Raw genomic sequence first — 16,975 nt, forward strand, 5'->3', positions numbered from 1 at the left:
CGCGAATCGGCGCTAGCAACCGACGGAGCGGAGCACGGCCGCGGCGCCAACCAGTTCGCCATCCTTCGCTTGCGACGAGAGAAACAGCGTCGGTGCCGAGACGTTGTAGTGATCGGTCATGTCGATCAGGAGATCCAGTTGGCCGTCCCGATCGACATCGCCGGCCCAGCGCAGGTGCGGCCACGCATCCGAGCCCAGCATCAGTTGCGATTCGCCGGCCGCAGTGCTGGCCGACCAGGTACCGAGCACCTGGTCGCGGCTGCCCCGGGAGAGCTGCAACGCGCATTCGCGGACGTCATTGCCTACGCTGCAGGACATCCACAAGCGGCCCGCGCCTTGTCCGAACAAGTGGAAGGCATGATCAAGTCCGGCCAGTGACAAGGGATCACCGTTCGCCGAATAGGCCGTTGCCACCGTGCCCGACGCCGCGCCGGGCAGATCGCGCAGGTAGAACAGCACGTCGTCATGCGCGGCACCGACGCGCTTGCCGCTGGCACCGGTCTCATCATCGAGCACCGGATCATTGACCGCTTCGATCGCGACACTGCGCGGTTGAAGCCGCGTGCTGCCATGTTCGTCCTGCACCAGCGCGAACCAGGTATCGCCGTCGCGCGCGCTGATTTCGTCGCCATGGTAATCGCCCGGCAACATCAATTCGGTCGCGGACACGTGGCCCACACAGATGCCGGAAATGGCCAAGAACAACAGGCGAAGCGGGGACATGCGGACTCCATGGACAGGGCCACAGTGTCGCGATTCGCGACATCTCCGCGATGTCGTGGTGCCGATGAATTCGGGCTTTGCGCGGGCGCGCCTATTCGAAGCCGTCGCGGAACAGAAACACGTTCACCGGGACCGATGCGTCCACGTGCAGGCCGGCGCTGGGCGCGGTCGTCGGCAGCGGTGATGCAGCGCCGGATACGAGATCGAATCGATACAGGGTCGGCATGACCGAACCGATCGGGTAGGCGTAGACCTGAAAGCGATTGCTGTCGACCACCGCCGTGCCCGCGAGCACGAAGCAGCAGCCCGACTCGCCGGCACCGATCGCGGTGAAGGCGGCATTGGAACCACCCAGAATGACCTGGTGCAGCGTCGATGTCGCGCTTGCCTGATCATGTCGCAGTGCATAGACCAGTCCGTTTGCCGTGTTGACGGACAAGGCCTGCACGGTTTCCGCGGCCGGTGCCGTGAAGGCTTGCACGACGCCGTCGAAGCCGATCCCGAACACGCCTGCGCCGGCATCGCCACTGCGTTGTCCGATCACCAGAAAGCCGCGGCGTTGCGGCGACCACGTCGACAATCCGGCACGCAGGCTGCAGCAGTCGGAGGCCACCGGCGTCAGGGCCAGGCTTGCGCCGGTGCTGGCGGCATGGCGCTGCACGGACAATCCGCCCGCGACGCGGTCGCGCAGCAGGGCCACTACTTCGTTGCGTGGCGCATCGAAGGCCAGTGCGTCGACGCGGAAGCCCGCCGGCAAGGTCAGCGCGGTGCGCGTACCCACGGCGTCGAAGCGATACAGGACATCGACGCCGCCATCCACGGCACCGATCCATTGCCAGTTGTTCACGGCGTCGCGCGCAGTGGCGCCGGTCGCAATGAAGCAGCAGGGTGCCGGAACGCCGTTTGCGTAGATCGTGCCGGTCTCGGCGCCGTAGATCTCCAGCGCACCCGCGCTGCCGCGGACGCCGACGATCTCGGCCGCAACCGGTGCCGCCAGTAGCGCCAACAGCACAGCGGCATGCACGCGCATGATGTTCAGCGCTCCGTGCGTTGCTGTTCGAGGGTCGTCAAGCGCCGCTCCAGCGCCTCGATGCGGGCATCACGATCGGCGATCTGTGCGTTGAGTGCCTGGATCGCGGCCAGCGCGACGCCCGCCAGGTCGGTCGGTGCAACGTGCTCGTCATCGCGACCGAGCCCGAACGCGGCATGGAAATCCTGCGCCACCGGGCCGAGATGACGGTCGCCGCGGTCGGCGTCCTTGTAGCGCCAAGTCGTGATCGGCAGCCTTGCGACCCGGGCCAGCACTGCATCGGCGTCGGTCTCGGCGAAATCGGTCTTGGCGTCGCGGCTAGACAACTGGGTGATGCTGCCGCGGGCGCTGACATTGCCGTTCGAATCGACCGTGAAGCGGTCCGGCGCGGTGGTGAAGTCGCTGTGGGTATTGCTCACCCGCAGCTGGATCGTGGCCGGGTCGGCACTGGCAACGGCAGAAGCGACATCGAGCTTGGCATTGGGCGATCCCGTGCCGACACCGACGTCGCCATCGGAGGAAATGTCGAGGCTGGACGTGGGTGCGCCGGGACGGATCCGGAACGACAACCGCGAGCCGCCGGTCACGTCGCGCACGAAGAAATTCGCTTCGTTGCCGGCGACGTCCCAGGTCTGCGCCGTGAAGCCGCCGCTGTTGTTCTGCTCCAGGCGAATACCCGGCGTGTTGCTGGTGTTGACATGCAAATCGAGTGCCGGCGTCGAGGTGCGGAACCCGATACGCCCGGTCGAATCGACGTAGATCGAGTTCGTCGTTGCACCGCCTTCGACGGTCAGTGGCACGCGCGAGCCGGTGATGTCTTCGATGGAAAACTTGTTCAACCCGCCGTCTGATGAGTCGTTCGCGGTCAATTGCCAGTCGTTGGCCGGAAACGTCCCGACCGAGGTGTCGTCGAACTTGATGCGCGTGCTGTTTTCCTTGATCCGGATGCTGTCGAAGCCGAAGGACTCGTTGTTGACGCAGTCGAGGCCGATACAGGCCGAGCCTTGCACGATCAGGTCGTCGGGAATGACCTGGTCCTTGGGCCGCAGCGACGGCGCGACGGTCTTGCCATCGTCGCCACGCGAGGCCTGCTGCGTTCCGGGACTGAGCACAACCTGTCCGCCACTGATCCTGAAGCTGCCATCGACCGGATCAGGCGCGCGTGCGCCGGCGGCGGTGCCGAGGCGGCGCCCGTCGCTGTCGGCACCGCCGGCGCCGGCGCCGGCACCGTTGCCGAGCGAGGGTGCGCTGAACTGGATGCTGTAGCGATACTCGCCGTCGGCCAGGCCGGCGGTATTCAGCAGGAAGCCGTTTCCGGTCACCACACCTTGTTCGAAGCGATAACCATTCGGACCCTGCACGCGAATCTCGGCACGACTGTAGGCCTGCGATGTGGCGTGGTGCGCACTCTGGCCGGCGGTCGAGACATCGATGGCCAACGCCGGCGCCGCGGCGACGAGGGTGAACAGCGAGGCCGCGAGCAGCGTGCAGTGTCGGTGTGGGATCATGGTCGTTCCTCGGTGTCGGCCCTCTTATAGCCGCATGCCGCAGCAAGGACAAATGCGACGTTGCGCAATACATCCGATGCGGGCAGCATGCCCGAATGCGACTGCTCGTGATGCTTGCCTGCTGTTCGATGTTGCTGCCAGACGCGGCCGCCTTTCAATTCACCGAGGCCTCGGTCGCGCGCGGTGCCGCACGTACGCACGGGTTCCCGACCGGTTTTCGCTACGGTCCCGAAATGATGGCGGGCGGTGCGGCGGGCGGCGATATCGATCGCGACGGCGACATCGATCTCGTCCTGTTGCGTGGTGCCTTGATCGGCAATGACCAGCAACTGCTGCCACCGTCGGTGCTGTTGAACGATGGCCACGCACAGTTCAGCGATGCCACCGCGGCGTCGGGTTTGTCCGCGATCCACCTGAATCCGGAGACGCAGATTCACAATGGCGCCTACCTGATCGATCTCGATGGTGATGGCGATCTCGACCTGCTGCTCGGCGCGCTGCTCGCGCCGCCCGAGATCTGGCGCAACGACGGGGCCGGTCATTTCACCCGTGATCTCGACAGCGGGCTCGAGACCATCGGACGCGATACCTGGGGTGCGAGCGCGGCCTCGTTCTGGCCGCTGGCCGAGGACGAGCTCGCGCTCGTGCTGTCGCACTGGACCATGGACATGAGTCAGGTGAGCAGCGTACGTGGACATTTTCTCGCCCTCGGCACGGATGGGCGTTACGTCGACTTCAGCGACATGGTCTGTTGCGCCGAGATGGCGACGACGCGCGATCATTCGTTCACTGCCAGCCTCGTCGACTTCAGCGGCAATGGCAGCGCCGACGCGTTCTGGGCGCGCGACTTCGGCACCAGCACGATGCTGTTCGGGATCGGCGACGGCGGGTTCAACCAGATGCCGGAAAGCGCCGACGTGCCGGACGACGAAAACGGCATGGGCACCGCTGCCGGCGATTTCGACAACGACGGCCAACTCGAATGGTTCGTGACCAGCGTGTTCGATCCGACCCCGACGACGCCGGAAGATCCGGATGGCAACTGGGGTCACAGCGGCAATCGCCTGTACCGCTACGACGGCGGGGCCGCCGCATGGACCGATGTCAGCGCAGCGGCTGGCGTCCGCGAGGGTGGCTGGGGCTGGGGCGCCTGTGCGCGCGATTTCGACCTCGATGGTGATCTCGATCTGTTCCACGTCAACGGCTTCTTCGGCGCACAGGCCGCCGAATTTCATGCCGATGCGGCGCGTCTGTTCATCAACGACGGGGCGATGCATTTCAGCGAACAGGCTGCGGCACGCGGCATCGCCGACACCGGGCAGGGCCGCGCCGTGGTCTGCGCCGATCTCGACCGCGACGGCGACATCGACGTGCTGGTGCAGAACTCGGGGTCAGAACAGTTCGCGAGCAGTCGCCTCTATCTCAACGACGCCGCCGACAGCGCGCACGGCATCAACCTGGTGCTGCGCCAGCCCGGCATGAATCGCGATGCGGTGAATGCGCGCGTCCAGGTGCGCGGCAGCGATGGCGTCATGCAGCTGCGTGAACTTGAAGCCGGCGGCAGCTTTCTCGGCACCCATCCGATCGAAGCCCATGTCGGCCTGGGTATTGGCCAAGTGACCGGTATCCGGGTGCGCTGGCCGGACGGCAGCGACGAGCAGTTTCGCCCTTCCGTCGCAACGACGCAGCTGCTGGAACGCGGCAATGGCTACGACCTGTTCATCGACGAATTCGAGTGACCCCGCAAACGCGGGGTACCGCCGTGCCCCGGGTGCGCCTAGCATCGGTGTCGTGAGCAGTGACGATCAGGTGCCGAAGAGCATCGCGCCCAATTCCATGGCCGGCATACAGGGACGAGGCCGGCCCTGGTCTTGCGTCAATGCGCCGCGCGGTCGACGAGACCGCGCCGGGTTGCTTCCAGCGTCGCTTCGGCGCGCGAGTTGATCTGCAGCTTGCGGTAGATGTCCTTCACATAGCTGGCGACCGTGTGGCGGGTCAGTTGCAGTGCGTTCGCCGTGTCGATCACCGTCAGGCCTTTCGCGATCAGTTTCAGGACATCGCGTTCGCGTGCGGTGAGCGGATCGTCCAATGCCTTCGCCGCAGGTTCCTGCGCCTGGAAATGTCGCAGCACGCGCCGCGCGATCGAGGGCGACAGCGGCGGTTGGCCGTCGACGATGCCGCGCAGCAATTCCGCGATCGATTCGACCGTCGCGTCCTTCAGCAGATAGCCGTGCGCACCGGCGCGCAGCGCCGGGAACAGGTGCGCGTCGTCGTCGAAGACCGTGGTGACGACGACTTGGCTCGTCGGCGATTCCCGGACCAGCAGCTCGATCAACTGCATGCCGGAACCATCGGGCAGACCGAGGTCGCAGAGCACCAGCGGCGGTGGCGATTGCAGCGCCGCGCGACCGCTGGCGACATCGACCGCGAAGCGCACGTCGATGCCCGGAAACGCAAGTTCGAGTGCGCGCGCCAGCCAGTCGCGGCAATGGTCGAGGTCGTCGACGACGAGGGCCTGCGCGAAACCGCTCATGCCGCGCGCTCCGGCGCTTCGTTCAGCGCCACGCTGAGAATGACCTTGGTGCCATGCCCGGTGGCATCGCGCCAGGTGACGTTGCCGTCGAGTTCCTTCGCACGCTCGCGCATGTTGTGGGTGCCGCGCCCGCGCCCGGCGCTGCCGCGGCCGATGCCGTCGTCGCTGAGTTCGAGCGTCAGGCGCTCGTTCGTGGCGTCGACCCGCACGCGCAGTCGCGTTGCGCCGGCATGGCGGATGGTGTTGCTGATCGCTTCGCGCACGATGCGGAACAGGTGCAGGGCCTGATGTTGCGACAGCGGCGGATCGGCGATCCCGTCGTCCTGCTGCCAGTCCAGCACGATGGTCACGGCGGCCAATCGCTGCGTCGCTTCCGAGCGGATGTCGGCGAGCACGTCGCCGAGCGTGCCCGGCTCGCCGCGCGAGCGCGTGACCACGTCGCGCAGGTCCTGCAAGACCGCCCGCGCCAAGTCGGCCTGGCGCGGATCGCTCGCGGTGTGGATCAGTTGCAGCAGCTTGGCGCCGAGATCGTCGTGCAGGTCGGCATAGATACGTTCGCGTTCCTCGGCCAGCGCCTGGGCGGTATCGACGTGTGGCATCGCGACGACCGGCATGGATCGCTGCCGCGACCACCATGCGACCAGGTAACCGGCGACAAAGGCGAGCAGGGTGATCAGCGCAGTCATCGCCCTATCTTGCCGCAGCGGCGCGATCGCGGCCAGTCTCAGCCGGCTGCCTTGCGCATCGAGGCCATGGGCAGTGCATCGATGCGCACGTATTCGTCGCGTTCGAACAGTCCCGGATCATCGCGATAGGCCAGCGCCATCGCGGTGGCGTCGTCGCCCCAGAACAGCGCCTCGTCGATGACGAGCGTGGGCACGCCGAACACGCCGCGCGCAATGGCCGCCTCGGTGTTCGTGCGCAGTCGCGCCTTCACCTCGTCGCGCGCGATTGCTGCGGCGACATCGTCAATGTCGAAGCCGCGCGCGAGCGCTGTGAAGTCGTCGGTCGAGCCGCCGTGACCCCAGATCTGGGCGAAGATCGCGTCGACGACGTCGGGCTTTGCGTCCAGGGCAATCGCGAGACGCAATGCGCTCAGTGGATTGAAGGGATGTGCATCCGGGAAGCGGAACCGCAGGCCGCGACGTTCCGCTTCGAACTGCACGTGGCGATAGGTGAAGCGGCGCTTCTCCGTCATTTCGGCCGGGCCCTTGTGACCAAGATGGTCGAGCACGCCGGCGAACAGGATCGGCACCGGTTGCACGGTCACGCCGAGCGACTTCAGCCGCTGCCACTGCAGGTAGGCGAATGGCGAGATGAAGTCGAAGTACCAGGTCGGCGTCATCCGTTCGTTCCGGTGATGAAACGCACGGCGCGGCCGACGACCATCGGATCAGCGAGCACGAGGCGGTGGCCGAGCCCCGCAGTCGGGAGGAACTCTGCGCGCAGCCAGCTTTGCGAGAGGGCCACGCCTTCGCTGAAGGGCACCATGTCATCGTCGCGGTCGTGCACGATCAGGCCGCTCACGGGCAGGCGCGGACCGACCTTGGCCATGTCGAGATCCTTCGCGGCGACGCCGACGTGGCGATCGACGACATCGAAAAACGTGTCGCGCGCCGATTCCGGCAGGCCGACGAAATCGGCGAAGCGACCGAGCACGCGATCCATCGCCGCCGGCGCGCCGATGATCACGGCCTTGTCGGTGAAGCGCTGCCGGTCCAATGCGATCAGGGAAGCGGCGCCGCCCATCGAATGGCCGATCACCGCCTCGATGCCGCGTAGCTCTCCGGCGGCCTCGATCAAGGCTTCGGCGAACAGCAGCGGATGTGCTTCGCGTCCCGGCGAACGCCCGTGCGCGGGTGCCTCGAGCGCGATGACCTGACGCCCGGCCGCGACCAGTGGCTTCACGAAATGCTTGAACTGCGACGGTCGCCCCTGCCAGCCATGCAGCGCGAGCACGATCGGACCGGGCGCACCCCAGCGCCAGCCGGCGAGGCCGAAGCGGAAGGTGATGCGTTCGGCGCCGGCGTAGGCGTCGGATTCGAAGCTGCGCGGCGGGTTCATGCGCGGACGCATGAGCAGGCGGCGCGCCATGCCGGCCGCCACGCCCGGGGCGATGCGGCCGACGATCTGGTTCGTGGTGCGAATCGCGGACAAGGTATTCATGCGACCTCCTGGAGGTTCAGCGGATGGCGGCTTTCGCCGCGGCAAGCAATTCGTCGGAAAACGGCGTGGCCCCCAGGGCGCGCGACAGGGTCAGTGCACCGATCATGGTGGCGAGGTCGGCCAGCGCGATGGTGCGTGCAGCCGCTCGGTCGGATTCGCCTGCCACCATCGCCCTGATCAGTTGTTCCAGATGCTGTTCGAGCAGGTTGCGGAAACCTTCCGGCTGTTTCGGCAGCTCCGACAGGATGGCGGGCAACGGGCAGCACTGGGCGTCCATGTCGCGGTGTTTGCGCGACAGATAGGCGCGTGCGGCCTGTTTGCGCTGCTCGACCGGCGTGCCCGGCTGGATCAGGCCGAACAGAAGTTCGCGGCGTTGCACGAAGACGCGGTCCAGCGCCTCCAGCATCAGCGCGTCCTTGTTGTCGAAATGGGCGTAGAAGCCGCCAACGGTGAGGCCGGCGCCGGCCATGACGTCACCCACCGAGGACGCCGCGAGGCCGCGCTGGCGCAGCGCTTCGGCCGCCGAAGCCAGTATGCGACTGCGGGTTTCCTGCTTCTGTTCGCTGCGCGGCAGCATCGGTTCGACTCCGTATGATGGCCGTCATATTACGACCATCATGGCGGAATGTCCGTGCACCGGGCGCCACCGACGTGGCGAAAACGGACAGGCCGCCTGGCGACGGCCTGCGCTTCCTGCAGTCAGTGCTTCGGCATGTAGCGGTCCCGCAGCAAGGTCTGGCGAGACACCATGGATTGCGCTTCGCCGCCGATCCAGACCTGTTCCGCGAGCGAGGTCACGTCGAGCGGGTCGGCACTCCACAACACGAGGTCGGCACGCTGCCCGACGGCGATTCGGCCGCGGTCGTTGGCGCCGAAGATGGCGGCCGGGTTTGCCGTGAGTGCGGCCAGTCCGGCCTCCCAAGGCAGGCCGTTGGCGACCGCGATACCGGCTGCCTGGCGCAGTTTGCGCGCCATGTGCGAGGCATCGCCGGACATCGAGAACGCGACCGTCACGCCGGCCTTGTGCAGGCGTGCGGCGTTTTCGAGGGTCGCGCCGAACTGGTCGAAATTGCCCGGCAGGTTGACGAAGGGATCGACCAGCACCGGCACCTTGGCTGCAGCCAGTTCGCCTGCGACTTGCCAGGCTTCGACGCCGCCCGAGATCACCGGCCGCATGCCGTTCTTCTTCGCGAAGGCGAGGGCGCGACGGATGTCGATGGCGCGATCGACCGCCAGCACGACGCGTCCGCCCGCGAGGTATTTCGCCATGGTCTCGCGTCCGGCGACGGTGAGCAGGCGGTCGCCCTCGAACAGGGCGCCGCGGGTCTCGCGGATGGCCTGGTCGAGCAGCATGTATTGCGCGGCCCGCGAATTGCCGGTGAGCGGCGATGCACCGCTGCCGAGTGCGATGAACAGGGAGCGCGAACCCGGCAGCAGATCGATGCTTCGGCCGTCCAGTGTCGCCAACCCACCCTGCCCGCCGACGAGGGTGCCACCCGGCATCGCGTTGGGGGCAAGCATGCTGAAGGTGATGCCTTCGACGACCTGGACCGGAATCACCATCGAGCCGGGATTGTAGGCATAGGCGACGTCGAATTCGGGCCGCATCGACAGCGGCTGCGCCGGCATCAAGGCGCCGGGCGTGTAGGCGCTGTCGACGGTGGCGATTTCGGCCGACACGTCCTCCAGCCCCAGTGCGGTCAGTCCGCCGAACAGGCCCGGCGTGAGCGCCTTGCCCTTGGCTTCGACGACGCGGGCGTCGGTCGCGACGATGGCCCGGCCGACCTGCGCGATCACGCCGTCGCGGATCAGCACATCGCTGTTTTCCAGCACCCCGGCGGCGTCGACCGTGTGCACCCGTGCGCCGCGGATCAGCAGCGCTTCGGCCGCCACCTGCGCGCTCGCGGCGAGCGCGAACGCCACTGCGATCAGTCGACGGATCATGGCGTCACCTCCTTCTGCAGTCCGAGCATCACGTCGGCCTGATGCCAGGTCGATCGATCATTGCGGTCATAGCGCAATGCGCCGTCGATGAAGACTTGTTCGGCCTTGGCGTAGACACTGAACGGCGTGCCGTTCCAGATCACCACGTCGGCCTGCTTGCCGGCTTCGAGCGTGCCGACCTGGTCGGCGATGCCAAGCGCCTTCGCGGCGTTCGACGTGAGCCAGCGGATCGCATGCTCGGGCGTGATGGCGAGTCCCGCGCGGTTGCCATAGGCCATGGCTTTCGCGGCCTCCTGATTCAGACGCTGGATGCCCTCGCCGGAATCGGAATGCACGATGGCGCAACCGTTCTTCGCCGCATCGACGAAGGCGATGTTTTCCTGGATGCCGTCGAGCGCCTCCATCTTGAAGCCCCACCAGTCGGCCCAGAGCGCGCCGCACACGCCCTTCGCCGCGAGCAGGTCGGCGATCTTGTAGGCCTCGACGGCGTGATGGAAGGCGGTGATCCTGAACCCGAACTCGTCGGCGAGATCGAGCATCGTCGCCATTTCGTCGGCGCGATAGCAGTGGTTGTGCACCAGGATCTCGCCGCGCATCGCAGCGGCCAGCGTTTCCAGCGCGAGGTCGGTCTTCGGCGGCGTCGGGCGTTCGCCACGCTCGTCCTTGTCGCCAGACTTCCGGCCGGCGCCTTCCCAGGCCATCAGCTTCTTCGTGAAATCTTCCTGCGCACGCATGTACTCCTGCGCTTCGAGGAAGGCCTTGCGATAGCCGGCGACATTGCCCATGTTGGTCATCGGCGCGACGCCCTTGCTGCCATAGACCCGCTTCGGATTCTCGCCGCAGGCGATCTTCAGGCCGTAGGGCGCGCCCGGGAATTTCATGGCCTGGAAGGTCGTGGCCGGCACGTTCTTGATGGTCACGCCACGGCCTCCGATCAGGTTCGCCGAGCCGGGCAGAATCTGCATCGAGGTGACGCCACCGGCACGCGCGGCGTCGAAGCCGGGATCGTTCGGATTCAGCGAGTGTTCGGCCCAGACGTTTGGCGTCGTCGGTGCGGTCATCTCGTTGCCGTCGTTGTGTGCGCTCATCCCCGGCGCCGCGTACACGCCGAGATGCGAATGCACGTCGATGAGACCCGGCGTGACGACCTTGCCCTTGCCATCGATCACGCGCGCGCCCTCGGGAGCGTCGAGGTCGGCGCCGACCGCCGCGATCAGGCCATCGGCCAGCAGCACGTCGGTGCCGTCGAGTTTGTCGCCGTTGCCGATCAGCACCGTCGCGTCGCGGATCAACACCGGAGTACTGGCCGGGACCTGGTAAGTGCTCGGATAGGGCGCTTCCGCGGCCATGACCGGCAACGACAGCGCGAACGCGGTCGCCGTGCGCAACAGTTTCACGTGGGACTCTCCGTGACGGGAAAGTCCGAACTATGCCAGACGTGGTCAGGCTGGCCCGGCCCGATGGTCACGGATGGCGGCCGCGCGGGGTCGACTCGTCACGTGCGCCAGAAATGATCCAGCACCGCGACGTTGCCGCGACCCGGTCGATAGGCGTGGACCAGGGCCCCATGCACGTAGTCGGTGGCGCGAGCGCAGGCCTCGGGCAGCGCATGCCCGAGCAGCAGTTCGGCGGCGATTGCGGCGGCGAGCGTGCAGCCGGTGCCGTGGCCCTCGACGTCGAGGCGTGCGTGCGTGAAGCGGGCGCGCGTACCGCCGGCAGCGAGCCGGTCGATCATGCGTGCACCGGGCAGATGCCCGCCCTTGAGCAGGACCGCCGAGGCACCCAGCGCGGTCAACGCGTCCAATGCCGCTTCGGCCGCGTCATCGCCGGCGATGCGGTGGCCAAGCAGCAGTTCGGCTTCCGGAAGGTTCGGCGTGATCAGGGTCGCCATCGGGATCAGGCGCGTGCGCAGGGCGTCGAGCGCCGCGTCCTCCAGCAGTTTCGCGCCCGAGGTCGCGACCATGACCGGATCGAGCACGAGCTGGGGCGGACGCCAGTACGCGAGCGCATCGGCGACCGCATGGATGATCTCGGCGGTCGCGAGCATGCCGAGCTTGACCGCGCCGATGCGGAAGTCGTCGAAGCAGGCATCGATCTGCGCACGCAGGAACTCCGCCGGCGGCACATGCACCGCGGTGACCCCTCGGGTGTGCTGCGCGGTCAAGGCCGCGATGGCCGAGAGGCCGTGAACGCCATGGGCCGCAAAGGTCTTCAAGTCGGCCTGGATTCCGGCGCCGCCGCCGGAATCGGCGCCGGCGATGGTCAGCGCGCACAGCGGTCGGTCGTCGCTCATCGGTTACTCCGCGAATGAAGGCGCTGATGATACGCAGGCAGGGCGGGCACGTATCCGCCCGAAATGGCCACTGCCCTTCTGCCTGCGTCCAACCTCTACAATGGCGCGGATACGCAAAGGGAGATCATGATGAAAGACAAGCACGAGATCGTCGCGAACTGGCTGCCGCGCTACACCGGCGTGCCCTTGAACGAGTTCGGCGAGCATATCCTGCTGACCAATTTCGGCGGCTACCTGGAAGTATTCAAGCGCGTGATCGGCGGCGGCGAAGTCCGTGGCCACGATCGTCCGATGCCCAGCGTCACCTTCGACGGCATCACCATGATCAATTTCGGCATGGGCAGTGCCAACGCCGCGACGGTGATGGACCTGCTCTCGGCGATCGCGCCGAAAGCATTGCTGTTCCTCGGCAAGTGCGGCGGCTTGAAGCGGAAGAACGAGATCGGCGACCTGGTGCTGCCGATCGCGGCGATTCGCGGCGAGGGCACGTCCAACGACTATCAGCTGCCCGAAGTGCCGGCATTGCCCGCGTTCTCGCTTCAGCGCGCGGTCTCGACGATGATCCGCGACCTGGATCACGACTACTGGACTGGCACCGTCTACACCACCAATCGCCGCGTCTGGGAACACGACGAGGCGTTCAAGGAATATCTGCGCAAGACGCGTGCGATGGCGATCGACATGGAGACGGCCACCGTGTTCGCGGCCGGATTCCACAACGAGATTCCGTCCGGCGCCTTGCTGCTGGTTTCGGACCAGCCGATGATCCCGGAGGGCGTGAAGACCGAGGCGTCGGACAAGAAGGTCACCGAGGGCTTCGTCGATGCACACGTGAAGATCGGCATCGAGGCATTGCGACTGATCCGTCGCCACGGCAAATCGGTCAAGCACCTGCGCTTCGACGAATGACGCAGCCCGTACACGTTGACGGGGCCGAAGCCCCGTCATCGATCAGAAGTTGAATTGCAGCAGGATCACCGTGGGATCGGCATCCGGCTTGGCCGGATCGAATTGCACGCGACAGGTGAATTGCTGCTTCGATTCGTTCGCCTGAGCCGCATCCAGCGTGATTTCCGACTCGATATCGATGATGTCGCTGCCGTCGGCCTTGGCGGCGGCCGCGATCTTGGCGATATCGGCGGCGTAGGGGCGGTCCTTCTCGATCTTGGCCTCGAATTCCTTGACGCAGGACTTGGCGGCACGCGTTTCACGCGTCTCGCTGCATCCGCTCAGGAGCAATGATGCGCCGATCAGCAAGCCGAGACCGGACGCCTTCACAACCGCTATCGCACCACGCATGACCACTCCCCTTCGTTGTGGTGGCCAGCCTAGCGTATGGTGACCTGCGTCTCAAACCGTCCAGGCTGCAAACGATTGCGGCGACGGTGCCAGCAATTGATACGCGTCAATAACGCGGCACGCCGGGATCGACACGTTGCGACCAGGCGTCGATCCCGCCTTCGACGTTGAACAAGTGACCGAATCCGGCGGCACGAAAGCGCTCGGCCGCGACCCGGCTGGATTGTCCGTGATGGCAGAGGAAGGCCAGCGGCGTGTCCTTCCGCAAGGCCAGCAGGGCGGGCTCCTCGGCCTCGAGGATCCGCGCGCCGGCGAAGGGCGCGAACGCGCGTGCAGCCGCCGGACGTACGTCGACGACCTGCAGCGCCCCCTGGTCCAGCGCCTGTGCCAGTGTTTCCACGTCCATCGCCTTCACGGCGGCCGGCGCATTCGGATTGCGCAGCGACAGTCCCGCGCCCTGCGCCGTCTCCACCCAGTCGATCTCCAGTCCCTGCGCGCGCTGCGCGGTCGGCAGGTCCATGCGGATGGCGATGCCGTTGGCGTGCGCAACGATGTCGTGATCGGCCGCCGGCTTCAGGAAGAACTGTGCGCGGAAATGTTCGTCGATGCCGAGGTGCAGGGCGTCGCCCTCCGCGTCGCGCGTGGCCGATCGCAGGGCGTCGGCCGCGGCGGCGGCGATGTGAATGGTCGGCGGTGTGCGGTCCGGGACCGGAAGTCCCAGCAGCTCGTGCAGGGCACCGCTATTGGCCATGTCATCGAGAATGTCGGCGCCGCCCACCAGTTCGCCGCGCACGTAGAGTTGCGGAATGGTCGGCCATTGGCCGTAGACCTTGATCGCCTCGCGCAGTTCGGGATCGACGATCACGTCGACCTCGTGGAAGTCCGGCGTGACTGCCGTCAACGTGCGCACTGCACCCGCCGAAAAGCCGCAGCGCGGTGCAGCGCGCGTGCCCTTCATGAACAGCACGACCGTGTGCCGGGCAAGCAGCGCGTCGATGCGGCTGCGAAGTTCGGGGCTGAGGCTCATCGGCGCGTCTCCGGTGTCGGGGCGCGCATGCTAGCGGAATGACCGGGACCGGCCGCGTGCGCGGATCGCGCCCCGGCGGCAATCCCGTTACGCTTCGCCACAATTCTTGATACGGAGTACACACGCATGATGCGTCGAACCCTGCTGGCCACCGCGATCGCGGGTGCGCTGATGATGAATGTCCACGCCCAACAGGCCCCAGCCGATGTCGCCACGAGCATTCCGCTGAGCTATGTCGGTACCAATGTGAGTGCCGGCGTCAGCGTTTCCGATGAGGGTGACTTCGGCGGCGAAGTGCGCGCGTTCTGGGGGATCAAGCCGAAGTCGTTGTGGTTCGGCGAAGCCTGGGGCCAGAACTACGGCGCCGCCGGCTTGAAGCTCGGCCGCCACTGGATTTTCGGCTCGGGTTCGCGCGAGCAGGAAGCCGAACATCCGGGTTCGGTCACGGTGGCCAAGGTCTTCGTCGCGGTGGATCGAAATCGTTTCGACGACGAGAAAGCCACGCTCGGCGTCGGCATGGAGCGCGAGCGCTGGTTCGGCAGTGCGTCGGTCAGCACGGCCCTCAGCGATGAACGTCTGGTCGGCAGCGACCTCGGCGTGCAGAACACGGTCCTGACCGGAACCGACAATGGCCGTCCGTATCAGCAGACTCGGACCATCGAGACCCTGGTCGAGACGTTCGAGCACCCCTATCAGACCGGCGTCGGCCTGCGCTTCGGTCGCTTCTTCGACGCGCAGTCGTTCCGTCTGCAAGGCGGGCTCGACTACGAACGCGGCGACTTCGACAGCCGCCAGTACACCGCATCACTCGGCGCGCAGAAATACTTCAGCGGCACCGGCCACAGCCTCGGCCTCGACATCGAGGCGCTGGACAAGGACGGCCTGTTCGAGGTCGACCGCAGCGATACGCGTGCCTGGCTGACCTGGCGCTATGAATTCGGCGGTGACTCCTTCCGTCCGCGCCAGCGCATCGACAGCGTCGAGCACAAGCGCGAAGTGACGCGCGAGGTACCGTCCGAGCCGGTGGTGGTGCGCAATGAGATCCAGATGAATGCCGATGCCTTCTTCGGCCTCGATTCCGCCGTGCTGACCGAGACCGGCATCCAGGCGTTGCAGACCGTGGTCGACGCCATTCGCGGGGGCAAGCGTGTCAGTCGCGTGAGCGTCGTCGGGCACACCTGCGACCTCGGGCCGGACGCTTACAACCAGGCGTTGTCGGAACGCCGCGCCAGCGCGGTACGCGACTGGTTCGGGGCGCAGGGCATCGATGCCGCCGAGTTCGATGTCAGCGGCAAGGGTGAAGCCGATCCGAAGTATCCGAACACCCGCGATGAGCGATCGAAGAATCGCCGCGTCGATGTCAGCTTCCTGACCGTCGAGGAAAAGACCGAAACGCCGGCGCCGACCACGAAGACCCAAACCGTCATCGAATGGGTGAAGACGCCGGTGGATCTGCCGAGCGCCTGGATCGACCGCGCCTTGCGCAATCCGGCCCAGCACAAGCGTACGGTCGATGTGTACCGCTACGACGAGACCACGGTCACCGAAACGCTGGGGGCACGCGTGTATCTGAACCGCCAGCCGATTGCGGTCAACGATGCTGCGACAGTGCTGCGCGGCAATGCCGTGAACATCAGCGTCCTCGCGAACGACAACGACCCGGACGGCAATCCGCTGGCGGTGACGGCCGTCACCCAGGCGACGCATGGCACGGTCAGCTTCACCGCGAGTGGCGTGACCTACACGCCCGCGGCGGGTTATGTCGGTGTCGATGGCTTCACCTACACGATCAGTGATGGTGCCGGCGGCAATGCAACTGCCTCGGTGAGCATCGCGGTCACCGATCGCGCGCCGGTCGCGAATGCGGACACGGCGACGACGCGCATCGATACGCCGGTCACGATCAACGTGCTGGCCAACGACAGCGATCCCGATGGCGACGCCCTCGCGGTCTCCGCCGTCGGCACGCCTTCGCACGGCACTGCGTCGATCAGCGGTGGTGCCGTGGCCTACACGCCCGCCGCGGGTTTCGTCGGCAGCGACAGCTTCAGCTATACGCTGACCGATGCCAACGGATCGACCGCGACCGGTACGGTGACGGTCACGGTGGAAGCCGGCAATCGTGCCCCGGTCGCCGTGGACGACTACGCCGAAACGATCAATCTCGCCTGGGTGCTGGTCAATGCACTCGCCAACGACAGCGATCCGGATGGCGATGCGATCAACGTCGTCGCGTTCACTCAGCCGGCGAATGGCACGGCGGTCCAGGTTGCGCCCGGCCAGTTCCACTACAAGGCCAACGCCGCGTTCTGCGGTCTCGATATCTTCACCTACACGATTCGCGACAGCGCCGGCCTGGAAGCCACCGCCACGGTGACGGTGAACGTGCTCGACTGAAATCGGCGGCACATTCCAGCGACGAGGCAACAAAAAAAGGGCGGTCCGCGAGGAC

The 16,975-nt window shown here is 66.5% G+C and carries 16 protein-coding genes; 3 read left to right on the forward strand and 13 right to left on the reverse strand.

What is annotated here, in order from left to right; genetic code table 11:
• Positions 1–12: 12 nt before the first annotated feature.
• The 3 genes from IPP28_03930 to IPP28_03940 all read right to left on the reverse strand — a co-directional run bounded on the left by IPP28_03930 (position 13) and on the right by IPP28_03940 (position 3,261).
• A complete protein-coding gene (locus IPP28_03930) occupies positions 13–723 on the reverse strand; it encodes a hypothetical protein (protein MBL0040200.1) in 711 nt (236 codons plus the stop codon).
• Between the two features lie 91 nt (positions 724–814).
• Positions 815–1,753 carry a hypothetical protein gene (locus IPP28_03935; GenBank protein MBL0040201.1) on the reverse strand — a complete coding sequence of 313 codons (939 nt, stop codon included), beginning with the start codon at positions 1,751–1,753 and terminating at the stop codon, positions 815–817.
• Positions 1,754–1,758: 5 nt separating this feature from the next.
• Positions 1,759–3,261: a tail fiber domain-containing protein gene (locus IPP28_03940; protein ID MBL0040202.1), complete on the reverse strand. Its 1,503-nt coding sequence runs from the start codon at positions 3,259–3,261 to the stop codon at positions 1,759–1,761.
• Between the two features lie 95 nt (positions 3,262–3,356).
• On the opposite strand from IPP28_03940, the gene IPP28_03945 reads away from it, so the two are divergent.
• On the forward strand, positions 3,357–5,000 hold the full coding sequence (locus IPP28_03945; GenBank protein MBL0040203.1) for a CRTAC1 family protein: 1,644 nt from the start codon (positions 3,357–3,359) through the stop codon (positions 4,998–5,000).
• Positions 5,001–5,137: 137 nt separating this feature from the next.
• Here the strand turns inward: IPP28_03945 and IPP28_03950 are convergent, their stop codons facing one another.
• The 8 genes from IPP28_03950 to thiD all read right to left on the reverse strand — a co-directional run bounded on the left by IPP28_03950 (position 5,138) and on the right by thiD (position 12,197).
• A complete protein-coding gene (locus IPP28_03950; protein MBL0040204.1) occupies positions 5,138–5,794 on the reverse strand; it encodes a response regulator transcription factor in 657 nt (218 codons plus the stop codon).
• Entirely contained in the window at positions 5,791–6,480 is a 690-nt protein-coding gene (locus tag IPP28_03955; GenBank protein ID MBL0040205.1) for an ATP-binding protein, read from the reverse strand. The genes IPP28_03950 and IPP28_03955 overlap by 4 nt, the downstream gene beginning before the upstream one ends.
• A gap of 38 nt (positions 6,481–6,518) precedes the next feature.
• On the reverse strand, positions 6,519–7,139 hold the full coding sequence (locus IPP28_03960) for a 2-hydroxychromene-2-carboxylate isomerase (protein ID MBL0040206.1): 621 nt from the start codon (positions 7,137–7,139) through the stop codon (positions 6,519–6,521).
• Positions 7,136–7,960, reverse strand: coding sequence for an alpha/beta fold hydrolase (locus IPP28_03965; protein MBL0040207.1), 825 nt, complete (start codon positions 7,958–7,960; stop codon positions 7,136–7,138). Before IPP28_03965 ends, IPP28_03960 begins: the two co-directional genes overlap by 4 nt.
• Positions 7,961–7,976: 16 nt before the next feature.
• The gene (locus IPP28_03970; GenBank protein ID MBL0040208.1) at positions 7,977–8,537 is read right to left on the reverse strand and encodes a TetR/AcrR family transcriptional regulator; all 561 of its coding nucleotides are present in this window, start codon (positions 8,535–8,537) and stop codon (positions 7,977–7,979) included.
• Between the two features lie 122 nt (positions 8,538–8,659).
• Complete coding sequence (locus IPP28_03975; GenBank protein ID MBL0040209.1) at positions 8,660–9,904, reverse strand: amidohydrolase family protein; 1,245 nt, start codon at positions 9,902–9,904, stop codon at positions 8,660–8,662.
• On the reverse strand, positions 9,901–11,253 hold the full coding sequence (locus tag IPP28_03980; GenBank protein ID MBL0040210.1) for an amidohydrolase: 1,353 nt from the start codon (positions 11,251–11,253) through the stop codon (positions 9,901–9,903). Before IPP28_03980 ends, IPP28_03975 begins: the two co-directional genes overlap by 4 nt.
• A 146-nt stretch (positions 11,254–11,399) precedes the next feature.
• Complete coding sequence (thiD, locus tag IPP28_03985; GenBank protein MBL0040211.1) at positions 11,400–12,197, reverse strand: bifunctional hydroxymethylpyrimidine kinase/phosphomethylpyrimidine kinase; 798 nt, start codon at positions 12,195–12,197, stop codon at positions 11,400–11,402.
• 129 nt (positions 12,198–12,326) lie between these two features.
• Here thiD and IPP28_03990 point away from each other — a divergent pair, with 129 nt between their 5' ends.
• Positions 12,327–13,106: an AMP nucleosidase gene (locus tag IPP28_03990; GenBank protein ID MBL0040212.1), complete on the forward strand. Its 780-nt coding sequence runs from the start codon at positions 12,327–12,329 to the stop codon at positions 13,104–13,106.
• A 42-nt stretch (positions 13,107–13,148) separates the two neighbouring features.
• Here the strand turns inward: IPP28_03990 and IPP28_03995 are convergent, their stop codons facing one another.
• Both IPP28_03995 and IPP28_04000 read right to left on the reverse strand, forming a co-directional pair.
• Positions 13,149–13,496, reverse strand: coding sequence for a hypothetical protein (locus IPP28_03995; GenBank protein ID MBL0040213.1), 348 nt, complete (start codon positions 13,494–13,496; stop codon positions 13,149–13,151).
• Positions 13,497–13,602: 106 nt separating this feature from the next.
• On the reverse strand, positions 13,603–14,523 hold the full coding sequence (locus IPP28_04000; protein MBL0040214.1) for a monothiol glutaredoxin, Grx4 family: 921 nt from the start codon (positions 14,521–14,523) through the stop codon (positions 13,603–13,605).
• Positions 14,524–14,649: 126 nt separating this feature from the next.
• Here IPP28_04000 and IPP28_04005 point away from each other — a divergent pair, with 126 nt between their 5' ends.
• Positions 14,650–16,920: a tandem-95 repeat protein gene (locus IPP28_04005; protein ID MBL0040215.1), complete on the forward strand. Its 2,271-nt coding sequence runs from the start codon at positions 14,650–14,652 to the stop codon at positions 16,918–16,920.
• Positions 16,921–16,975: the final 55 nt, after the last annotated feature.

Source organism: Lysobacterales bacterium (assembly GCA_016721845.1).
GTDB lineage: Bacteria > Pseudomonadota > Gammaproteobacteria > Xanthomonadales > Ahniellaceae > JADKHK01.